The sequence below is a fragment of the Pseudomonas sp. FG29 genome (genome assembly GCF_057809355.1).
In genome coordinates this window covers 85,231-105,363 of sequence record NZ_JBMDJU010000009.1, presented here as the reverse complement: position 1 = coordinate 105,363, position 20,133 = coordinate 85,231, and the positions used below count along the sequence as shown (strand labels likewise).

Below are 20,133 nucleotides of genomic sequence, written 5' to 3'. Positions count from 1 at the left end.
TTAGCAAATTACCCCTGTCAACCCCCATAAACTGCTTTTACGACAATGCTTTGCAGTCGGAGCATGGACTACTATATGTTGCATTGCATGGCAGCCGCGGCAAGACGCCGCCGCAGCACGATTTCAGGACAGTCCATGAGCAACCAGGACAAGCCACCGCAGCCCTCCAAAGTGGTCAGCCTCGCCAGCCGAGGAATCCAGCCACGCTTCGGCGACCTGGTGCAAAGCTGCCGCAAGCTGGTGATGAATCGCCTGGCCGAACACTTGGCCGGTGTATTCGGCCAGGTCGACGACACCCTGTTCGAATGCGCGGAAAAGGCCGAGAACAACAAGGTTCAGACGCTGTTCTTCGACAACATGCGTGAGATCCGCCGTCAGCGCCCGCAGATCGAGCGCAGTTACCATCAGCGCATCGCCCAGAACTTCTCCGACTTTCTCGACGGCAAGCTGCAGGAGCAAACAGTTACCTCGCTGGACGCCGAGCAAATGGCGCTGGTGCAAAACGAGGATTACGAGGAAACCCTGCAGGTGACCAATATGGTCAGCCGGGTCAAGGCGCGTTCGACCCAGGCCCTGTTCGCCCTGGAGCAACGCCTGGCGCTGCTCAACAACGGGCAGAAGCTCGGCGAAGACAGCAACCCGTTCGGCCCACAGGCCATCGCTCAGGCCTTTCGTGAAGCCCTGGCGCCCTGCCCTTTTCCGCTACAGATCAAGACCATCCTCTACATGCTCTTCGATCGGCATGTCATGCAGAGCTTGGAAGGCCTGTATGGCGCCCTCAACCAGCGCCTGATCGAGGCGGGCATCCTGCCCAACCTCAAGTACAGTGCGCAGATCACCGCCAAACAGGCACGCCCGACGCCGTCCCCGACCGCCTCTGCCCAGGCAGCGGGCCAGCCGATTTCGCCGACGCAGCCCGCCACCAGCGCCTCGCCAGGCAGCTCAGCTGGGGTCACGCAGCCGCTCGATCTCAGCGCGCCACCGCCGGGCGACCCGCTGGCGTTATTCAGCGGCCTGTCCAGCCTGCTCGGCGAGCATCGCCAAAAGCATCCGGAAGAACCCTTGCTCGGCGGCACCCCGAGCATCGCCAGCTTCTCGCCGCGTGGGGCCAACCGCACCTACAGCGCCAGCGAGCTGCTCGACGCGCTCAATCGCATGCAGCAGCAATCGGCCCAGGAACTGGCGCAGCGCCTGCACAAGCCGCAGCCGGTCGAGGGCCTCAAGGCCGCCCTGCAGGAACAACTGGCCACACACAGCAGCCACGCCCAGCAGAGCAAGGTGTCCGACCCGGAAGCGGATGTGATCGATCTGGTCGGCATGCTGTTCGACTTCATTCTCGACGACGCCAATCTGCCCGACAGTTGCAAGACCGCCCTGTCCCACCTGCACACGCCTTATCTGAAGATCGCCCTGCAGGACAAGGCGCTGTTCACCCAGCATCACCACCCGGCGCGCCGCCTACTTAATGCCATGGCCCAAGCCGGCGTGCTGTATGGCAATGAAACCGATGAACGCGGCCTGCAGGCCAAGATGCACTGGGTCGTGGAGCGGGTGATCCATGGTTTCAGCGGTGACCTGAACCTGTTCGACGGCCTGCTGAGCGAATTCAACGAGTTCGTCGACACGTTGCGCCACAAGGTCGAGCTGCGCGAGCGCCGAGCCGTGGAAGCGGCCAAAGGTCGTGACCGCCTGCTAGGCGCCCGCGAACAGGGGCTCGCGGTAATCCGCCGCTGCCTGGTGCAACGCGAGCTGCCCGGCATCATCCGTAACTTCCTGGAGCTGACCTGGGCTGACGTGCTGGTCTTCGTTCTGCTTCGCCATGGCGAACAGAGCGAGGAATGGCGACGCGCCTGCGAGGTCGCCGAACAGCTGGCCTGGAGTGGCATGCCGCTGGATGAAGCCGGCCGGCAACGCCTGCAGACGCTGCGCGTACCGCTGCTCAGCGACCTGCGCAAAGGCCTGGAACTGCTCGGCGGCTACCACGAGGACGGCATTCGCCGTCTGTTGCAGGATCTGGTCGCCTGCCAGCATGCCGTACAGGCCAAGCAGCCACAGTTGGCCGCCCAGCTCAAACCATCGCTGCCGGAAAGCCCGCTGGGCGCCATGCTCGGCGAGGATGCTGAGCTTGCCCGACAGGCGCCACCACGCGCCGAGTTGTCTTCCCGCGCGCAAGCCCTGACGCAGGAACTGACCAAGCTGGAATTCGGCACCTGGTTCGAATTTGTCAGCAATGGCCAGAGCCGCATCCTCAAGCTGTCCTGGTTCAGCCCGACGACGCACAACTACATGTTCGTCGATCACCAGGGCCAGCGCGTCGCGGTCAAGCCCCTGACCCTGCTGGCCAGCGAGATGGAACAGGGCCTGGCCCGTATCGTTTCGCCCGAACGTGCGATTCCGCTGATGGATCGCGCCTTGACCGCCATCTACCGTGTGCTGCAGCGCTTCACCGGGCGCACAGCCGATCCCCGCTAAGGAGCCTTCATGGAAGAGCGTCGTCAGCACAGCCGCCACGGCACCGAGCTGCAGCTGGAAGTCTTCGATCTCAATACGGGCCAGCGCCTGGGCCGCATCGTCGACCTGTCTGCCGATGGTTTCATGCTGTTCAGCGACACGCCGCAAACCGCTGACGCCGTGCTGCAGTGCCGCCTGGTGTGCAGCAACGGCACGCAGGAGATCGCCGAAGTGAGGCTGGGCGCCGATTGTCTGTGGAGCCGCCCGGGTGCCGACGATCAACACTGCTGGGCGGGCTTTCACATCATCGATCTGGCCGAGGATCAGGCCGTCGCACTGGAGAAGTTACTGGCCAGGCTGTGAAGCAAACGCTACCCCTGAAAATGAAAACGGAGCCCACAGGCTCCGTTTTTCATTGGCGGACGCTTACTGCGCCAGCTTCTTGTAACGCACGCGGTGCGGCTGCGCTGCGGCATCGCCCAGGCGTTTCTTGCGGTCGGCTTCGAACTCGGTGTAGTTGCCCTCGAAGAAGTTGACCTTGCCATCGTCCTCGTAGGAGAGGATGTGCGTGGCGATACGGTCGAGGAACCAGCGATCGTGGGAAATCACGATGGCGGCGCCGGGGAAGTCCAGCAGCGCTTCTTCCAGCGCACGCAGGGTTTCCACGTCGAGGTCGTTGGACGGTTCGTCGAGCAGCAGCACGTTGCCGCCCTGCTTCAGAGTCAGCGCCATGTGCAGACGACCGCGCTCACCACCGGAGAGATCCTTGACGAACTTCTGCTGGTCGGCGCCTTTGAAGTTGAAGCGGCCGACATAACCGCGCGACGGTACCTCGTAGTTGCCGACCTTGATCATGTCGAAACCGTCGGAAATCTGCTCCCACACGGTCTTGTTGCCCTCGAGCTGGTCGCGGCTCTGCTCGACGCTGGCGATCTGCACGGTTTCGCCGATCTCGATGGTGCCCGAGTCCGGTTGCTCCTTGCCGGTGATCATGCGCAGCAGTGTGGACTTACCGGCACCGTTACCGCCGATCACGCCGACGATGGCGCCTTTCGGGATGCTGAAGGACAGGTCGTCGATCAGCACGCGGTCGCCGAAGGACTTCGAGACGTTGACGAAGTCGATGACCTTGTCGCCCAGACGCGGGCCAGCCGGGATGTAGATCTCGTTGGTCTCGCTGCGCTTCTGGAATTCCTGCGACTGCATTTCCTCGAAGCGCTGCAGACGTGCCTTGGATTTCGACTGACGCGCCTTGGCGCCCTGACGCACCCATTCCAGTTCGGCCTTCATCGCCTTGGCATGCGACGCCTCGGCCTTGGCTTCCTGGGCCAGGCGGTTGGCCTTGGATTCCAGCCAACCGGAGTAGTTGCCCTCGTAGGGGATACCATGGCCGCGGTCGAGTTCGAGAATCCAGCCGGCAACGTTGTCGAGGAAGTAACGGTCGTGGGTAATCGCAACCACGGTGCCGGGGAAGTCGTGCAGGAAGCGCTCCAGCCAGGCCACCGAATCGGCGTCCAGGTGGTTGGTCGGTTCGTCCAGCAGCAGCATGTCGGGCGCCGACAGCAGCAGCCGGCACAGCGCCACACGGCGCTTCTCGCCACCGGACAGGTGTTCGATCTTGGCGTCCCAGGCCGGCAGGCGCAGGGCATCGGCGGCGACGTCCAGCTGGCGCTCCAGGTTGTGACCATCGGCGGCCTGCAGGATGGCTTCCAGCTTGGCCTGCTCGGCAGCCAGCGCATCGAAGTCGGCGTCCGGCTCGGCGTAGGCGGCGTACACCTCGTCGAGGCGCGCCTGAGCCTGCTTGATCTCGCCTACCGCTTCCTCAACGATATCGCGCACGGTCTTGCTCGGGTCGAGCTGCGGCTCCTGCGGCAGGTAGCCGACCTTGATGCCCGGCATCGGGCGGGCTTCGCCGTCGATCTCGGTGTCGACGCCGGCCATGATGCGCAGCAGGGTCGACTTACCGGCACCGTTGAGACCCAGCACGCCGATCTTGGCGCCCGGGAAGAACGACAGAGAGATGTCCTTGAGAATTTCACGCTTCGGCGGGACGACCTTGCTGACCCGATGCATGCTGTAGACGTACTGAGCCATGAGAACCTGACTTGATGAATAAGTAGAATGAAGACGGTGCGCACGCCGCGCGCTGTGCAGATACCTTAGCCGCTACCCGGGCAAGTGCCACCTGATGCCATGCAGGAGATGCAACAGCGGATCATGACGTGTGCGGCGCAAAGCTACCGGAATGCGGCAGGCAGGGCAAACCGTCGCTCGTCGACTTCACTGGCACTTCGCCACATTTAAGGGCATGCTAGCCGGCTGGCGTGCCAGCACGCCCATCAAGCATCGCCCAGACAGCTGCAAGCAGCAGGTTCACCCTACGTGCCGACGTCTTCCACATTGCCTTCACCGCCGCCAGGAGAACCGCAACCGAGGCGTCGCGAGTCGCTCAGACGCGCCCTGATCGTGCTGGTGCTGGCCATGCTCGGCCTGCTCGCCTGGCAGTTGATGCAGGAACACCATCAGTTGCTGGACAACCAGCGACGTTTGAGCCAGACCTACGCCGACCAGCTCGCCCGGCATCTGAGCCTGAGCATGCGCCTGAAGGCCCAGGCGGGGCAGGCGATTCTTCAGGGCCGACCGAACGAGCCCCTGACCCTGCCGGTGCAGGCCGATCAGATCAGCGCTCTGCGCAGCCTCTTTTCCAGTCTCGATAGCGTTGTCCGCCTGGACGCGGAAGGCCAGTTGCTGAGCGAAAGCAACGCAGGCAGCGGCGACCTGCCCTTCGTCCGCAGCCTGCTGCTGCGCAACGGCAACGCCGCCTACCGCTACGCGATGAGCCCACGCGACGGTGGCCTGCTCTATCTTGCGCTGCATCAGCCAGACGGCGGCCTCGCGGTGCTGCGCATGAGCACCAGCGCCGTACGCAACTGGCTGCAGGAACAGCAGCAAGGCGAATACCGCTGGCTGCTCGAAGACAGCACCAGCCGCCGGGTGATCTTGCGTTCCGATGGCGCCACGGTACCGGCCCAGGCGCTTGAACCGGTCACGGCAGAAGAACATGCCAGCAGTATCCGCCTGTTCCCCCTCGACGGCAGTGAGTGGCAACTGCGCGCGCTGTTCGACAGTTCACGCGCGAGCAATCAGTTGATGCCGGTGCTGGCCGGCAAATTCCTCCTGTTCGGCCTGCTCAGCCTGCTGACACTGCTGGCGCTGCATGGCCTGCAACGCGAGCGGCGCAGCCTGCAACGTCTCAACGCCGAGTCGCGGCGCTCACTGCGCCAGGCCGCCAGCGCCTTGGGTGCGGTGGAGGAATGCATTCTGGTCACGCAGGCCGATGGCGCGCTGCGTTATCTGAACCCGCAGGCCGAGGCGTTGTTCGGACTGGACGGCCAGGCAGTCTGGGATCGTCATCTACTCGACTTGCTGCCGGATCTCGACCCGCTGCTGCTCAACAGCCCTCACCTGGCGAGCGACCTCGGCCCCGAGCTGGTGCGCCTGGAAACCCAGGGGCGCACCCGCCTGTTCGCCGTGACCCGCAGCGACATCAGCGAAGGCGCCCATCATGGCGGCTATGTCTGGGTGCTACGCGACGTCACCGATGAACAGCAGGCCATGCGCGTGCTGCAGGAAACCCGCCGACGCTACCAGGACATCTTCGAGGGTACTGGCGTCGCGCTCTGCGTACTCGATCTGTCCGAGCTGCGCAGCTTCCTGCTGCAACAGCGCGTGCGTGACTCCGCCGGCCTGCAACGCTGGCTGCAAGCCGACCCGGAGCATCACGAGCAATTGCGGCAACAACTGCACATCACCGAAGCCAACCAGGTGGCGCTCAACCTGCTCGGCGCCAGCAGCACCGAACAGGCCTGGGAACAGCTGTTCGATTGCGGCGCCATCGAAGCCGAGGATCTGCGCTTCAAGCTCGCGGTCGCCGTGGTGGAAGGCCCCAACCTGGTCGAGCTGGAAACCCAACTCGTCACCCGCCAGGGCTTGCGCCGTCACGTCTGGCTGGTACTGCGCCTGCCGGAGATGATTCAGGATTACCAGGCGGTGACGCTGAGCATCAGCGACATCACCAGCCGCAAGCGCATCGAGCTGTCGCTGATCGAACGCGAGCGCTTCTGGTCGGAAGTGGTGCGCTCGGTACCCGATCTGCTCTACGTACACGACATGCAGAACAAGCGCGTGCTGTTCAGCAACCACAGCCTGGGGCTCAAGCTGGGTTACAGCCGCGACGAACTCAAGGCCATGGACGATGACTTCTGGGTGGAAGTGCTGCACCCCGATGACAGCGACTATTACTGGCGCATCCGCAATCTGCAGAAGGTCGTCGGCGACGGCATGCTGCTCGAGTCCGTGCTGCGCTGGCGCCATCGCGACGGTCAGTGGCGCTGGTTCAGCATCCGCGAGCAGGCCCTGGCGCGTGACGCCCAAGGACGGGTCAGCCGCCTGATCGGCGTGGCCAAGGACATCACCGAGCAGATCGAACAGAACCAGTCGCTGCGCGACAGCGAACAGCGCTACCGCCTGCTGGCCGAAAGCATCAGCGACGTCATCTTCTCCACCGACAACAGCCTGAAGATCAATTACGTCAGCCCCTCGGTAGAGCCGGTGCTGGGCTATACGGTCGACTGGATGATGAGCAACGGCTTCCAGAACCTGGCCGCCAACCCGCATCAACTGAGCGGGCTCAATCTGCTGCTCGAGCGCATTCGCGATGCCCTGGACGAACGCTCCCGCCTCGACCGCCTACGCGAGGAACTGCCGGATCAACTGTTCGTCTTCGATTGCCTGCGTGCAGACGGCCACAAGATCCCCGTGGAGCTGCGCCTGGTGCTGATGTGGGACGAGAATGGCCGCTTCGAAGGCATCCTCGGTGTCGGCCGCGACATCAGCCAGCAGCGCCGCGCCGAGAAAGACCTGCGCATGGCCGCCACCGTATTCGAGCACTCCAGCGCGGCGATTCTGGTCACCGACCCGGCCGGCTACATCGTCCAGGTCAACAAGGCCTTCAGTCGTATCAGTGGCTATTCCGCCGGCCAGGTACTGGATCAGTTGCCAGGCATGCTCACCGCCGATCGGCAGCAGGCTTCGCACGTGCAGTACATCCTCGGCCAGCTCAATCAGCGTGGCTCCTGGGAGGGCGAGGTCTGGCTCAAACGCCGCGACGGCGAGAACTTCCCGGCCTGGGTCGGCATCACCGCCGTGCAGGACGAGGAAGGTGACCTGGTCAGCTACGTGTGCTTCTTCAGCGACATCAGCGAGCGCAAGGCCAGCGAGCAACGCATCCACCGCCTGGCCTACTACGACGCTCTCACTCACCTGCCCAACCGCACCCTGTTCCAGGATCGCCTGCACAGCGCCCTGCAGCATGCTGAGCGGCATGACGAATGGGTGGTGCTGATGTTCCTCGACCTCGACCGCTTCAAACCGATCAATGATTCGCTCGGCCACGCCGCCGGCGACCGGATGCTCAAGGACGTGGCCGTGCGCCTGTCGGCCTGCGTCGACGGTGACGATACCGTGGCGCGCATGGGCGGCGACGAGTTCACCCTGCTGCTGCAACCGCGCGCCACCCGTGAAGGCGCCCTGAACCGCGCCATCAGCGTTTCCGAACAGATTCTCGCCAGCCTCGCCCGCCCCTTCGTGCTCGAGGGGCGCGAATTCTTCGTCACCGCCAGTATCGGTATCGCCCTTGCCCCGCAGGATGGCAATGAGCTGAGCCAACTGATGAAGAACGCCGACACCGCGATGTACCACGCCAAGGAGCGCGGCAAGAACAACTTCCAGTTCTACCAGGCGGAGATGAACGCCAGCGCCCTGGAACGCCTGGAGCTGGAAAGCGACCTGCGCCATGCCCAGGAACAAGGCCAGTTCGTCCTCCACTATCAGCCGCAATACTCCAGTGATGGCCACCGCCTGACGGGCGTCGAGGCGCTGCTGCGCTGGAACCACCCGACTCGCGGCCTGGTGCCGCCGGACGAATTCATCCCCGTGCTGGAAGAGCTCGGCCTGGTGGTGCAGGTCGGCGAGTGGGTACTGGAAGAGGCCTGCAGCCAGCTCAAGGCCTGGCACGAAGAAAAGATTCGCATCCCCAAGGTGTCGGTCAACCTGTCCGCCCGCCAGTTCGCCGAAGGCGATCTGGAAAGCCGCATCGCCGTCATCGTCGAACGCACCGGCCTGCCGCCAGCCTGCCTGGAAGTGGAACTGACCGAAAGCATCCTGATGCGCGATGTCGGCAGCGCCATGCAGATGCTCAACGACCTGAAACGCCTCGGCCTGTGCATCGCGGTGGACGACTTCGGCACCGGCTACTCGTCGCTGAACTACCTCAAGCAGTTCCCCATCGACATCCTGAAAATCGACCGCAGCTTCGTCGACGGTCTGCCGGATGGCGAACAGGATGCGCAGATCGCCCGCGCCATCATCGCCATGGCCCACAGCCTGAACATGATGGTGATCGCCGAAGGCGTCGAGAGCCAGGCGCAACTGGAGTTCCTGCGCGAACACGGCTGCGACGAAGTGCAGGGCTACCTGCTCGGTCGGCCGATGTCGGCGCAAAAACTCAGCGAGCAGCTCATGGGGGCGACGCTAGTGAACTAATGGCCTTAGCATAGCCAATCTTTCATGGACGAATACAACATGCACTCGACAGAGCTCAACGAGTCGGATCTAGCTGCGCTGGAAGCTAACTATCCAATTTTATATCCAGCATGCTGGAGACAAGCCACCCGCATTAGAACCACCATTAACTTAGAGATCAGTTATCTTCGACTCTACAGCCGTTACGGCACCTCTAGCACTGCGGATCTTCCGACGGAATATCAGCGTTGGAAAAAAGCCAAAATCTATTCCAGCAACATCACCTACGGCGGCATGGAGTTTCACGCACCACAGCGACTTCACAGCCTACTAAGCTTTGCCGGAACAATGAATGCTGAGTTATTGGTTTATGCTAATCAGGCATGGCTTTTGTCTTTTGAGAGCGCAGCACTCAACGGACTGAAATACGACATTTTTGCAGAGTGGCAGGCACTATCCAACCTTCCAACCTATCGAAAATTGACGGCTGCGGATGAGCAGATTCATGACCCTGCGGGCAGGCACCGAGAGCCCCATTTAGATGAAAGGATACTTGCAGGCACAGTTATCATGGGGTTGTGCATGGGCCTTTTCGCCTATGTCGGGGCAAGTATGTTCGCCGTTTTGCCGTTGCTAATAGGCTTGGCACTGATACTGCCAAGCCTGCATTCGGACATATTTCCCGCAAAACGCTGGGGCCGCCTTATTTTGCTAACTACCATAGAACGTTTAACCCTACCCTTCAAAAGCGACCTACAGTGCTATCGCTGTGGCCATGTACTTCTCGTACAACACAGAAGAGACTTGAACACATCAATCCCTGTCGTACTTTATGTAGACAATAGCCCTGGCCATCTTCATATAGCGCCCGCCTACATAGATAACCGGCTCACCCACTGGCCAGACCGTGACGCATTCACCCTATGGGTCAATATGTCGCTGGAACCTTACAACATCGCACTGCCATTAATACCTCTACTGCTATTCGCCGGGTTTAATTTATTGGCTGTAAGAGGTGATAGCTTTGACGGTTGGTTATTGGGGTATAGCCTGTCAGGTGCGTGCATCCTCTTCGCGCTGTGGCGCTCCTGGCGTTCAAAAGCTCGGCACCAGCTACTCAAGAGCTTCAACAAAGAAATCCTTGAGTGCCATTTGCCAGCTCCATGAGCGACCTTCATATGCCTGAATGCGACCTTTGCGGTAGAATCCGCCGCTCTTTTCATCCGCCCAGCTGATTTCAGGGGAACGCCATGTTCAGCCGTGATTTGACCCTCGCTCGTTATGACGCCGAACTCTTTACCGCGATGGAGCAGGAAGCACTGCGCCAGGAAGAGCACATCGAGCTGATCGCCTCGGAAAACTACACCAGCCCGGCAGTGATGGAAGCCCAGGGCAGCGTGCTGACCAACAAGTACGCCGAAGGGTATCCGGGCAAGCGTTACTACGGTGGCTGCGAGTACGTCGACGTGGTCGAGCAACTCGCCATCGACCGCGCCAAGGAACTGTTCGGCGCCGACTACGCCAACGTCCAGCCACACTCCGGCAGCCAGGCCAACAGCGCCGTGTATATGGCCCTGCTCAACGCCGGCGATACCGTACTGGGCATGAGCCTGGCCCACGGCGGCCACCTGACCCACGGTGCCAGCGTCAGCTTCTCCGGCAAGATCTACAACGCCGTACAGTACGGCATCAACGACCAGGGTCTGATCGACTACGACGAAGTCGAGCGCCTGGCCGTCGAGCACAAGCCGAAGATGATCATCGCCGGCTTCAGCGCCTACTCGCAGGTGCTGGACTTCCCGCGTTTCCGCGCCATCGCTGACAAGGTCGGTGCCTACCTGTTCGTCGACATGGCCCACGTGGCCGGCCTGGTCGCCGCCGGTCTGTACCCGAACCCGGTACCGTTCGCCGACGTGGTCACCACCACCACCCACAAGACCCTGCGCGGCCCGCGCGGCGGCCTGATCCTGGCGCGCAAGAACGAAGAGCTGGAGAAGAAGTTCAACTCCGCCGTATTCCCGGGCGGCCAGGGCGGCCCGCTGGAGCACGTCATCGCCGCCAAGGCCGTGTGCTTCAAGGAAGCCCTGCAGCCTGAGTTCAAGGCTTACCAGGCGCAGGTGATCAAGAACGCCCAGACCATGGCCCAGGTGTTCATCGACAATGGCTACGACGTGGTTTCCGGTGGTACCCAGAACCACCTGTTCCTGCTCTCGCTGATCAAGCAGGACATCACCGGTAAGGATGCCGACGCAGCCCTGGGTCGCGCCTTCATCACCGTCAACAAGAACAGCGTACCGAACGACCCGCGTTCGCCGTTCGTCACCTCTGGCCTGCGTATCGGCACCCCGGCCGTGACCACTCGTGGCTTCAAGGAAGACGAGTGCCGTCAACTGGCAGGCTGGATCTGCGACGTACTGGCGAACATCGGCAACGATGAAGTCGAAGGCCGCGTGCGTGAGCAGGTCAAAGCCCTGTGCGCCCAGTTCCCGGTTTACGGCAACTAAGGCTCAGCCTGAAACGAAGAAGCCCGCCAATTGGCGGGCTTCTTTTTGCTTGGGATTTGCCTCAGGCCGGTTGTTTCACATAGCGCGCCAGTTGCGCGTCACGACTCATCACGTCGAGGGTAGCGGCCAGCACCTGCTCGCTGGTGGCGTCGGCTTGGCTGAAGATGCTGCCGAAGTTGTCGTGGGTGACCTTGGCGAAGTGCGCACGATCCTTGGCCTCGACACCGAGCAGGGTGGCGTAAGCATCCAGTGCTTCGCCCTGACCGAGCGCCATGTCCTCGGCGATGGAATCGAGCATGCCGTTCATCGCCAGCATGGAGCGACCGTTGTAACCCAGCGCGCCGCTGGTGTCGCAACCGTTGGTGCCGGAGGTCATACCGAAGGTGGCGTTACCCGAGGTACCGTTGGTGGTGGTGGCCAGGAAGTGTGGCGCCATGCCACGCTGCCCTTCGAACAGCATGTTGCCCCAACCACAACCGTTACCACCGGCTGCATCGGCAAAGGCCCCCAGACTGGCCATGCTCAACACCCCGAAGACCAACCCCTTGCTCAGCATTCGCTTGCTCATAATCTGTCACTCCGCAATATCGAGTAATAAAAACAGCATAAGGAGCTTTGGTGACACTTGGCGAACTGTCAAACTTCCGCCTACCTAACCGACCAATAGTCAGGCAGCCAAGCGCTATGTCGATAGCGCCTGGGCCAGGATGCCAAGTGAGGCGACCGAGGCCACGCAGCACCGTGCTGTTGACTATAGTGTGAGAAACCCTTCAGGAGCTTGATCCATGACCGATACCGCCAACGAGCGTCGGCGCTTCCAGCGCATCGCCTTCGACGCCCCCACCGTCATCGCCCAGGGCGAGCGGCGCTGGACGGCCACCCTGCAGGATCTTTCGCTGAAGGGTTTGCTGATCGAGATGCCCGCTGGCTGGGACGGCGACCCGGAACAGCCTTTCGATACCCTGGTCGAACTGGGCGGCGAAGCTCAGGTACGTATGGAGGCGGTACTGGCACGTACTCAGGATGGCTATCTGGGCTTCGTTTGCCGACATATCGACCTGGACTCCATCAGCCATCTGCGCCGCCTGATCGAACTCAATCTCGGCGATGAGGAACTGCTGGAACGGGAGCTGGCGGAACTGGGCAAAGGCCCGCTGTAACACCGGCGACAACTGCAGGTTGTCGGCCTGGCAAGGGCTTGTCAGCAGCGATGGCGAACGAGCGGCAACGCCTGCCATACGCTTTGTATGCAGAAAGGTAGGCGCCGGTTCAGCGTGACCACGTATGAACCGCACGCGCTGCCAGAGGGAAGAAAACCTGTCCGGTGAAGGCGACTAGTACTGAGAATGCCGCCTCACCTGGCTCGCGGCGGGACGCCCAAATGCGCTGCCGCACCGCCCGCCCAAACACCGGTATCAATGCTGACGCGCGCACGCAACCTCTGCGGCTTGACGGCGCTGGCGGCGTGCCTGAATGCGCTGCTGCTCGCGCAATGCGGCATCGTGCGAATCGACAGCCTTGGCGTCGAAATTGAAGGCCCGGGAAAAGAAGTCGAAGAACAGGAACATGATGGTGTCTCCTCGTGTGGATACGCCTTCATGCTGCGCGCCGATAGCCTGCTATCTATTGATTCGGGTCAATTTCCACCCGGGCCGGGTCGCGGCAGAACGCCGCATGGCGAGATCGCGGCTAAAGCCCCTCCCACAGATACCCGGAGTCTGCTGTGGGAGGGGCTTTAGCCGCGACTTTCTTTATTCGAACAGCGCATCCAGCGCCTGCTCGAGGCGCGTTACCGGGATGACCTGCAACCCCGGCGGAGCCTCCTTCGGCGCATTGCCCTTGGGCACGATGGCTCGCTTGAAGCCGTGCTTGGCTGCCTCCTTCAGACGCTCCTGACCGCTCGGCACGGGGCGGATTTCGCCAGACAGGCCGATCTCACCGAACACCAGCAAGTCGTGCTGCAGTGGCCGGTTGCGCAGGCTGGAGATCACCGCCGCCATCAGCGCCAGGTCGGACGCCGTTTCCAGCACCTTCACGCCGCCAACCACGTTGAGGAATACGTCCTGGTCATAGGTCGGGATCCCGCCGTGGCGGTGCAACACCGCCAGGAGCATGGCCAGGCGGTTCTGATCCAGGCCCAGGGTGACGCGGCGCGGGTTGCCCAGATGGCTGGTGTCGACCAGTGCCTGCACCTCCACCAGCATCGGCCGCGAGCCTTCCCAAGTGGCCATCACCACACTGCCGGGCACCGCTTCCTGGGCGCGATTGAGGAAGATCGCCGAGGGGTTGGACACTTCCTTGAGGCCCTTGTCGGTCATGCCGAATACACCCAGCTCGTTGACCGCACCGAAGCGGTTCTTCACCGCCCGCAGCAGGCGCAGGCGGCCGTCGGACTCGCCCTCGAAATACAGCACGGTGTCGACCATGTGCTCGAGCACACGCGGGCCAGCCAGCGCGCCCTCCTTGGTGACATGGCCGACAAGGAAGATCGCCGTGCCGCTCTGCTTGGCGAAACGCACCAGCAGCGCTGCACTCTCGCGCACCTGGGCAACGCCGCCAGGGGCCGACTGCAATTGCTCAGTGAAAATGGTCTGGATCGAGTCGATCACCATGACCTTGGGCTTTTCCTGACGGGCAGTGGCGATGATCGACTCGATGCAGGTCTCGGTCATCACCTTGAGCTTGTCCTGCGGCAGATCCAGGCGACGCGCACGCATGGCCACCTGCTGCTGCGATTCCTCGCCGGTGACATACAACGCCGGGAAGCGCTGGGCGACGTTGCACAGGGTCTGCAGGAGGATGGTCGACTTACCGATCCCAGGGTCACCGCCGATCAGCACCACCGAGCCATCGACCAGGCCGCCACCGAGCACCCGATCCAGCTCACCGGAGGCGGTGGAGAAGCGCGGAATCTCCTCGACGCTGACCTCGGCCAACGTCTTGATATTGGCCTTGTCACCCGCCCAACCGGTGCGACCGCTGGGCGTAGCACCCTCGACCACGGTTTCCACCAAGGTGTTCCAGGCGCCGCACTCGCCACATTGCCCTGCCCATTTGGGAAAGGTGGCACCGCACTCGGTGCAGCCGTACATGCGTTTTGCCTTGGCCATTGCGCTCGATCCTGCCGCTGTAACGAAGGCTGGCACGATACCGAACAACTGGATAAATTTACAGACCGATGCCCCATTCAGGACACGCCATGCAGATCGAACTGCTGCCTACGACCGCCGAGCAACTGCCGCTGATCGCCAATCTCTACCAGTTCTATGCCTATGAAAGCTCCGACTGGGAGCAGGAGGACGTGGAGACGGATGGTCGCTTCTATATCCACCAACCGCACCTGCAGCGCTACTGGCAGGCGCCGGGCTGGAGCGCGCAGTTGATCCTCGCCGATGGCTTCATCGCCGGCTTCCTGTTGATCGAGCACAGCGAGCTGCCAGGCATCGATGCGCCGGAGTTCGCCGATCTGTTCGTCTTGAAGAAATACCGTCGCCTGGGCATCGGCCGCGCGGTGGCGCAACAGGTGATGGGCGATGCTCAACCCTGGCTGCTGCGCTTCTACCGCCAGGACGAAACGGCCCGCGCGTTCTGGCAACAGCTACTGAGCGACTGGCCGAGACCGCCGCGGGCGGTCTGGACAGAAGATGAAGCGGACGGACTGCTCACTTACCTGATCAACCCGCCCGTACATTGAAGCAAGGCTGGAGGCTTAGCCCTTGCAGCCATTGCCGCAGCCGCAGCATTGCCCGCCGGCACGCTTGAGTTGCCGGGCCAGATCATCCTTGAGCGCGACACGGCTCAGTTTCAGCGCCTGTAGCGTCACGTCGTCGAGCAATTCGACGCCGTCCTCGATGCGGCAGATGCGCTTGTCCAGCGCCTCGTACTCATCGGCCTGACGGGAAAACTGCGCGTCCTGCTGACGCAGGCGCTGCAGTTCCTGACGAAGTTCGGGGAAATCATGAACCAGCGGATGGTGTTCGACGTGCATGGCAAGACTCCTGAGTGAGAATGAAGCCAGCCTAGCTGCACGCGTCCCTGCCACCGTTGATCAGGATCAAGCTCAGCGAACCTGCTGCAACAGCGCGGCAATCTCGTCCTTGAGGGCTACCCGCTGCAACTTGAGCCCCTGCAGCAACAGATCGTCGGCAGCCGCACGACCGTCCTCGATCTCGTAGACCCGCTTGTCCAGCGCCTCGTACTCGGCGGCCAGGCGTACGAAGTGAGCATCGTGCTGCAACAGGCTGCGCAGCGCCTCCAGTTGCTGGGGAAATTCTCGGGACAACGGGTGATGTTCGAGCGGCATGGACAACCCTCCGATTTCGGTGACTTCCTTGAGCCTAGCCGATGCACGGAGGCTTGCCGCCTGCGCGTCGGGATTGTCTTTGGCCGCCGACTGGGGCTGAATCACAACCTACACTCTTGGAACACCATCACCCTAGGGAGCAAGTATGAGCATTCTCAGCGAATTCAAGGCCTTCGCGGTCAAAGGCAACGTGGTCGACATGGCCGTGGGCATCATCATCGGCGCGGCCTTCGGCAAGATCGTCTCGTCCTTCGTCGGCGATGTGGTGATGCCGCCGCTGGGCATTCTGATCGGCGGTGTCGACTTCTCCGACCTAGCCATCGTGCTCAAGGCGGCCGAAGGCGATAGCCCCGCCGTGGTGCTGGCCTATGGCAAATTCATCCAGACAGTCGTCGACTTCACCATCATCGCCTTCGCCATCTTCATGGGCATCAAGGGCTTGAACAGGCTCAAGCGTGAGGAAGAAGCCGCCCCTGCAGCACCGCCCGCGCCGACCAAGGATCAGCAACTGCTCAGCGAAATTCGCGACCTGCTCAAGGCGCAGCAAGGCAAGGAATAAGCGTAACGGCCAGTGGAGCCTGCAGGGGCTCCGCCGGCGCGAGACACGATTTGTTGCAGCTTGCTGAACTGTACTGACGTGTTTTTCGTTAAATTGGTCAGCCCTTGGCTACCTACCCCCCTACATGACACTCCTGATAGCGTTCGCTGTCCTTTCCATCCTGGTTTCGTTCATCTGCTCCATCCTCGAAGCCGCCCTGCTCTCCCTCACGCCCAGTTACATCGCACAGCAGAAGGCCGAAAAACCTCAGCTGTACGAGCGACTGAAAGAGCTCAAAGACAAGATCGACCAGCCCCTGGCGGCTATCCTGACCCTCAATACCGTGGCGCATACCGTTGGTGCGACGGGCGTTGGCGCGCAGGTGGCGATTGTCTTCGGTGACGGTTACCTGGGTATCGCCTCGGCGGTCATGACCCTGTTGATTCTGGTGCTTTCGGAGATTCTGCCGAAGACCATCGGTGCCCGTTACTGGCGCGCCCTGGCGCCCTTCCTGCCGGGCCTGCTGCGGGGGATGATCCTGCTGCTCAAGCCGTTCATCGTGATGTCGGATCTGATCATGCGCCTGTTTGGCGGCAAGGAGCCTGAGCACGACATTCGCCAGGAGATCAAGGCGTTGACCCTGCTTGGCCGTGAAGTGGGCAAGCTCGACGAAGACGAACAGCGGGTGATCAGCAACATCCTCGACCTGCACGAGATTCGCCTGCGCGACATCATGACGCCGCGCATCGTCTGCGAATCCGCCGCGCCGGATGAGTCCATCGCCACGTTCAAGGCCCGTGCCCGCGAGAGCCAGTTCTCCCGCTACCCGGTGATTGGCGAGGATGAATCGCCGCTGGGCGTGGTGTTCCGCTATGACGCCCTGGCCGCCGAGAACGATGGCGAACCGATCACCCAGATCATGAAGCCGCTCAAGGTCGTGCCGGAAAGCATGAACGTGGAGAACCTGATGACCCTGCTGATGCAGGAACGTCAGCACATGTGCCTGGTGTACGACGAGTTCGGCAGTTGGCGAGGCCTGGTGACGCTGGAAGACATCATGGAAACCATCATCGGCAAGCCGATCCTCGACGAGACCGACGATATCCCCAACATGCGCCGCTTCGCCAAGCGCCGCTGGGAGCACCGCATCAAGGCCATCCGCGAAGACTGATCACCAGTAGTTTTCCACCGCCACCTGGCCCGGCCTACGGGTCAGGCTCAGGTTGAGGCTGCGCGCCTTGAGACGCTGACGAATGTCGTCGATCATCTGCGGATTGCCGCAGATCATCACCCGCGACTGCTCGGGCGTCAGTTCCAGCCCGGCGGCACGCTCCAGCTCGCCATTGTCGAGCAAGTCGGTGATCCGCGCAGCCAGGCAGCCCGGCGCCTGTTCGCGGGTAACCACCGGCAGGTAGATGAGCTTGTGCGCGAACTCAGCCAGGTGCTCCAACTCGGCGAAGCTTCTGATCAGCGGCTGATAGGCCAGCTCGGCGCTAGTGCGCGCGCTGTACACCAGCACGATGCGCTCGAAGCGCTGCCATACCTCGAAGTCCTGCAGGATCGACAAAAACGGCGCGATGCCGGTGCCACTGCCCAGCAGCCACAGGTCGCGGCCATCGACGAAGCGATCCAGGGTCAGGAAGCCGGTGGCCAGCTTTTCCACCAGCAGGCTGTCGCCAACCCGCAGGCGGCTTAGCTCGCTGGTGAATTCGCCGCCCGGCACCACGATGGAGAAGAACTCGAGAAACTCGTCATGCGGCGCGGACACCAGCGAATAGGGGCGCCAGACCACGCTGGCATCGGCTTTTTCCACGCCCAGGCGAACGAACTGCCCGGCACGAAAGCGAAACCCCGCATCCCGCGTGGTACGCAGGGTGAACAAACTGGGCGTCAGCGTCTGCACGTCGAGCAAGGCCTGACGGGTGAAGTTGTCGCCGCTGACGGTCATAATCGCCTCCTTCATTGAATACCTGCCCAGTCTGGCGCAATCGACCGCCGACAAACACCGAAGGTTTGCATGCCTACTCTCGACACCCCCTTCGCCAGCCTCGAACTGCAACGCCAACCGCACCAGGCCAACGAGCCACTGCAGGCCTTCGACGCCGCCGACGAATACCTGCTGGGTCATCTGCACGAGCAAGGCATCGAGGCCGGCAGCCGCGTGCTGCTGCTCAACGACAGCTTCGGCGCCCTCGCCTGCTCGCTGGCCGGGCACTGCCAGGTGACCAGCAGCAGCGATTCGCATCTGGGCTTTCTCGCCTTGCAGAAAAACCTCGCCAGCAATGGCCTGAGTAGCGACACAGTCACTTTTTTGCCGAGCAGCGAAACGCCGCAAGGGCCGTTCGACTGGGTGCTGATTCGCGTGCCCAAGACCCTGGCGCTGCTGGAAGAGCAACTGATCCGTCTGCACAGCCAATTGGCGCCGGGCGCTCGCGTGATTGCCGGGGCGATGATCAAGCACCTGCCGCGCGCGGCGGGCGATCTGCTGGAGCAATACATCGGCCCGGTGCAGGCCTCGCTGGCGGTGAAGAAGGCCCGTCTGCTCAGCGCCACGCCTGAGGCTAAAGCCGCTCCACGCTCGCCCTACCCGAGCCGTTATCGTCTGGACAAACCTGCGCTGGAACTGATCAACCACGCCAACGTGTTCTGCCGCGACGGCCTGGATATCGGCACCCGCGCTTTCCTGCCACACCTGCCACGCCACCTCGGCGCACGCCGCGTCGCCGATCTGGGCTGCGGCAACGGCGTGCTCGGCATCGCCTATGCCCTGGGCAGCCCGCAGGCGCAACTGACCCTGGTGGACGAGTCCTACATGGCGGTGCAGTCGGCTCAGGAAAACTGGCAGGCGGCGCTCGGTGAGCGAGCGGTGACGATCCGCGCAGGCGACGGCCTGGCCGAGCAGCCGGCCGACTCGCTGGATCTGGTGCTGTGCAACCCGCCGTTCCATCAGCAGCAGGTGGTCGGTGATTTTCTCGCCTGGCGCATGTTCCAGCAGGCCCGCGCGGCATTGGTCACCGGCGGCGAACTGTGGATAGTCGGCAACCGCCACCTGGGCTATCACGCCAAGCTGGCGCGGCTGTTCCGAGGCGTCGAGCAGGTAGCGGCCACCCCGAAGTTCGTGGTGCTCAAGGCGAGAAAGTGACTCGTTGATTGTCACGGCCGAAAAGTATCACTAAAGTGGCACTTTCATCTTCGCAGCGGTCACCGTCCATGAAAGTCGAGTTGGTCACGAACTTAAAGCGACAGGCCACCAAGATTCTGGCCGACCTTCACGAGTCCAAAGAACCCGTACTGATCACCGAGCATGGAATGCCTTCGGCTTATCTGGTGGATGTCGATGACTACCAGTTCATGCAGAAGCGCCTCGCCCTTCTGGATGCACTGGCAAGCGGTGAACGGGCCGTCGTCGAGGGCAACACGTTCAGCCACGAGCAAGCCAAGGAGCGGCTGGCCAAGTGGCTGAAATAGTCTGGACAAGCGTCGCGCTGGAGCAACTCAACGACCTCGCCGAGTACATCGCCCTCGACAAACCGGATGCCGCCAGAGCGCTGGTCGGCAAAGTGGTGGACGTCGTTGCACGGCTGGAGCAGTTCCCCCTCTCAGGTCGGGTGCCGGAGGAGCTTCCCAGCTCCGTCTATCGCGAGATCGTCGTGCCTCCATGCCGAATCTTCTATCGGTATAGCGATGAAAAGGTCTTCATCATCCACATCATGCGAGAGGAGCGCATGCTGCGCGCTCACATGCTCGGATGAACC

Annotated in this window: 19 protein-coding genes; 12 read left to right on the top strand and 7 right to left on the bottom strand. The window is 62.3% G+C overall.

All coding sequences use genetic code 11. The annotated features are described in order from the left end of the window. The first annotated feature begins 135 nt into the window (after positions 1 to 135). Both ACODS1_RS12020 and ACODS1_RS12015 read left to right on the top strand, forming a co-directional pair. On the top strand, positions 136 to 2,472 hold the full coding sequence (locus ACODS1_RS12020; RefSeq protein ID WP_489085828.1) for a DUF1631 domain-containing protein: 2,337 nt from the start codon (positions 136 to 138) through the stop codon (positions 2,470 to 2,472). A gap of 9 nt (positions 2,473 to 2,481) precedes the next feature. After that, complete coding sequence (locus ACODS1_RS12015) at positions 2,482 to 2,814, top strand: PilZ domain-containing protein (RefSeq protein ID WP_322982123.1); 333 nt, start codon at positions 2,482 to 2,484, stop codon at positions 2,812 to 2,814. A gap of 63 nt (positions 2,815 to 2,877) precedes the next feature. Here ACODS1_RS12015 and ettA read toward each other — a convergent pair whose 3' ends face one another. Beyond that, positions 2,878 to 4,545: an energy-dependent translational throttle protein EttA gene (gene ettA / locus ACODS1_RS12010; protein ID WP_489085827.1), complete on the bottom strand. Its 1,668-nt coding sequence runs from the start codon at positions 4,543 to 4,545 to the stop codon at positions 2,878 to 2,880. A 288-nt stretch (positions 4,546 to 4,833) separates the two neighbouring features. On the opposite strand from ettA, the gene ACODS1_RS12005 reads away from it, so the two are divergent. The 3 genes from ACODS1_RS12005 (at position 4,834) to glyA (ending at position 11,537) form a co-directional block, all read left to right on the top strand. After that, complete coding sequence (locus tag ACODS1_RS12005; protein WP_489085826.1) at positions 4,834 to 9,054, top strand: EAL domain-containing protein; 4,221 nt, start codon at positions 4,834 to 4,836, stop codon at positions 9,052 to 9,054. 24 nt (positions 9,055 to 9,078) lie between these two features. Continuing rightward, entirely contained in the window at positions 9,079 to 10,200 is a 1,122-nt protein-coding gene (locus ACODS1_RS12000) for a hypothetical protein (RefSeq protein ID WP_489085825.1), read from the top strand. Positions 10,201 to 10,283: 83 nt separating this feature from the next. Then, on the top strand, positions 10,284 to 11,537 hold the full coding sequence (glyA, locus tag ACODS1_RS11995; protein ID WP_489085824.1) for a serine hydroxymethyltransferase: 1,254 nt from the start codon (positions 10,284 to 10,286) through the stop codon (positions 11,535 to 11,537). Positions 11,538 to 11,598: 61 nt separating this feature from the next. On the opposite strand, the gene ACODS1_RS11990 is transcribed toward glyA, so the two are convergent. Continuing rightward, positions 11,599 to 12,105, bottom strand: coding sequence for a DUF3015 domain-containing protein (locus ACODS1_RS11990; RefSeq protein ID WP_489085823.1), 507 nt, complete (start codon positions 12,103 to 12,105; stop codon positions 11,599 to 11,601). A 217-nt stretch (positions 12,106 to 12,322) separates the two neighbouring features. On the opposite strand from ACODS1_RS11990, the gene ACODS1_RS11985 reads away from it, so the two are divergent. Further along, positions 12,323 to 12,697, top strand: a complete 375-nt coding sequence (locus tag ACODS1_RS11985) for a PilZ domain-containing protein (protein WP_489085822.1) — start codon at positions 12,323 to 12,325, stop codon at positions 12,695 to 12,697. Between the two features lie 255 nt (positions 12,698 to 12,952). Here the strand turns inward: ACODS1_RS11985 and ACODS1_RS11980 are convergent, their stop codons facing one another. Together ACODS1_RS11980 and radA are read right to left on the bottom strand one after the other, a co-directional pair. Then, positions 12,953 to 13,105 carry a hypothetical protein gene (locus tag ACODS1_RS11980; protein WP_489085821.1) on the bottom strand — a complete coding sequence of 51 codons (153 nt, stop codon included), beginning with the start codon at positions 13,103 to 13,105 and terminating at the stop codon, positions 12,953 to 12,955. Positions 13,106 to 13,288: 183 nt separating this feature from the next. Next, the gene (gene radA / locus ACODS1_RS11975; protein WP_322979643.1) at positions 13,289 to 14,647 is read right to left on the bottom strand and encodes a DNA repair protein RadA; all 1,359 of its coding nucleotides are present in this window, start codon (positions 14,645 to 14,647) and stop codon (positions 13,289 to 13,291) included. A gap of 89 nt (positions 14,648 to 14,736) precedes the next feature. Between radA and ACODS1_RS11970 the strand changes: the two genes are divergently transcribed. Next, entirely contained in the window at positions 14,737 to 15,231 is a 495-nt protein-coding gene (locus tag ACODS1_RS11970; RefSeq protein ID WP_322979644.1) for a GNAT family N-acetyltransferase, read from the top strand. 15 nt (positions 15,232 to 15,246) lie between these two features. On the opposite strand, the gene ACODS1_RS11965 is transcribed toward ACODS1_RS11970, so the two are convergent. Next, positions 15,247 to 15,525, bottom strand: coding sequence for an HP1242/YdcH family protein (locus ACODS1_RS11965; protein WP_322979645.1), 279 nt, complete (start codon positions 15,523 to 15,525; stop codon positions 15,247 to 15,249). A 72-nt stretch (positions 15,526 to 15,597) separates the two neighbouring features. Beyond that, on the bottom strand, positions 15,598 to 15,840 hold the full coding sequence (locus ACODS1_RS11960; RefSeq protein ID WP_322979646.1) for an HP1242/YdcH family protein: 243 nt from the start codon (positions 15,838 to 15,840) through the stop codon (positions 15,598 to 15,600). Positions 15,841 to 15,985: 145 nt separating this feature from the next. Here ACODS1_RS11960 and mscL point away from each other — a divergent pair, with 145 nt between their 5' ends. Continuing rightward, the gene (gene mscL, locus ACODS1_RS11955) at positions 15,986 to 16,399 is read left to right on the top strand and encodes a large-conductance mechanosensitive channel protein MscL (RefSeq protein WP_322979647.1); all 414 of its coding nucleotides are present in this window, start codon (positions 15,986 to 15,988) and stop codon (positions 16,397 to 16,399) included. Positions 16,400 to 16,523: 124 nt separating this feature from the next. Continuing rightward, positions 16,524 to 17,549: a CNNM domain-containing protein gene (locus ACODS1_RS11950; protein WP_489085820.1), complete on the top strand. Its 1,026-nt coding sequence runs from the start codon at positions 16,524 to 16,526 to the stop codon at positions 17,547 to 17,549. Here the strand turns inward: ACODS1_RS11950 and ACODS1_RS11945 are convergent, their stop codons facing one another. Further along, positions 17,550 to 18,326: a ferredoxin--NADP reductase gene (locus tag ACODS1_RS11945; protein ID WP_489085819.1), complete on the bottom strand. Its 777-nt coding sequence runs from the start codon at positions 18,324 to 18,326 to the stop codon at positions 17,550 to 17,552. Between the two features lie 69 nt (positions 18,327 to 18,395). Here ACODS1_RS11945 and ACODS1_RS11940 point away from each other — a divergent pair, with 69 nt between their 5' ends. The 3 genes from ACODS1_RS11940 to ACODS1_RS11930 all read left to right on the top strand — a co-directional run bounded on the left by ACODS1_RS11940 (position 18,396) and on the right by ACODS1_RS11930 (position 20,130). Beyond that, a complete protein-coding gene (locus ACODS1_RS11940) occupies positions 18,396 to 19,520 on the top strand; it encodes a methyltransferase (RefSeq protein WP_489085818.1) in 1,125 nt (374 codons plus the stop codon). Between the two features lie 68 nt (positions 19,521 to 19,588). Further along, a complete protein-coding gene (locus tag ACODS1_RS11935; RefSeq protein ID WP_322979651.1) occupies positions 19,589 to 19,846 on the top strand; it encodes a type II toxin-antitoxin system Phd/YefM family antitoxin in 258 nt (85 codons plus the stop codon). Then, positions 19,834 to 20,130 carry a type II toxin-antitoxin system RelE/ParE family toxin gene (locus tag ACODS1_RS11930; protein WP_322979652.1) on the top strand — a complete coding sequence of 99 codons (297 nt, stop codon included), beginning with the start codon at positions 19,834 to 19,836 and terminating at the stop codon, positions 20,128 to 20,130. The genes ACODS1_RS11935 and ACODS1_RS11930 overlap by 13 nt, the downstream gene beginning before the upstream one ends. Positions 20,131 to 20,133: the final 3 nt, after the last annotated feature.

Bases quoted from the DNA above. Each gene is read 5' to 3' on its own strand.
- ACODS1_RS12020 (WP_489085828.1), top strand. From the start codon at position 136: ATGAGCAACCAGGACAAGCCACCGCAGCCCTCCAAAGTGGTCAGCCTC.
- ACODS1_RS12015 (WP_322982123.1), top strand. From the start codon at position 2,482: ATGGAAGAGCGTCGTCAGCACAGCCGCCACGGCACCGAGCTGCAGCTG.
- ettA (WP_489085827.1), bottom strand. From the start codon at position 4,545: ATGGCTCAGTACGTCTACAGCATGCATCGGGTCAGCAAGGTCGTCCCG.
- ACODS1_RS12000 (WP_489085825.1), top strand. From the start codon at position 9,079: ATGGACGAATACAACATGCACTCGACAGAGCTCAACGAGTCGGATCTA.
- glyA (WP_489085824.1), top strand. From the start codon at position 10,284: ATGTTCAGCCGTGATTTGACCCTCGCTCGTTATGACGCCGAACTCTTT.
- ACODS1_RS11990 (WP_489085823.1), bottom strand. From the start codon at position 12,105: ATGAGCAAGCGAATGCTGAGCAAGGGGTTGGTCTTCGGGGTGTTGAGC.
- ACODS1_RS11985 (WP_489085822.1), top strand. From the start codon at position 12,323: ATGACCGATACCGCCAACGAGCGTCGGCGCTTCCAGCGCATCGCCTTC.
- ACODS1_RS11980 (WP_489085821.1), bottom strand. From the start codon at position 13,105: ATGTTCCTGTTCTTCGACTTCTTTTCCCGGGCCTTCAATTTCGACGCC.
- radA (WP_322979643.1), bottom strand. From the start codon at position 14,647: ATGGCCAAGGCAAAACGCATGTACGGCTGCACCGAGTGCGGTGCCACC.
- ACODS1_RS11970 (WP_322979644.1), top strand. From the start codon at position 14,737: ATGCAGATCGAACTGCTGCCTACGACCGCCGAGCAACTGCCGCTGATC.
- ACODS1_RS11965 (WP_322979645.1), bottom strand. From the start codon at position 15,525: ATGCACGTCGAACACCATCCGCTGGTTCATGATTTCCCCGAACTTCGT.
- ACODS1_RS11960 (WP_322979646.1), bottom strand. From the start codon at position 15,840: ATGCCGCTCGAACATCACCCGTTGTCCCGAGAATTTCCCCAGCAACTG.
- mscL (WP_322979647.1), top strand. From the start codon at position 15,986: ATGAGCATTCTCAGCGAATTCAAGGCCTTCGCGGTCAAAGGCAACGTG.
- ACODS1_RS11950 (WP_489085820.1), top strand. From the start codon at position 16,524: ATGACACTCCTGATAGCGTTCGCTGTCCTTTCCATCCTGGTTTCGTTC.
- ACODS1_RS11945 (WP_489085819.1), bottom strand. From the start codon at position 18,326: ATGACCGTCAGCGGCGACAACTTCACCCGTCAGGCCTTGCTCGACGTG.
- ACODS1_RS11940 (WP_489085818.1), top strand. From the start codon at position 18,396: ATGCCTACTCTCGACACCCCCTTCGCCAGCCTCGAACTGCAACGCCAA.
- ACODS1_RS11935 (WP_322979651.1), top strand. From the start codon at position 19,589: ATGAAAGTCGAGTTGGTCACGAACTTAAAGCGACAGGCCACCAAGATT.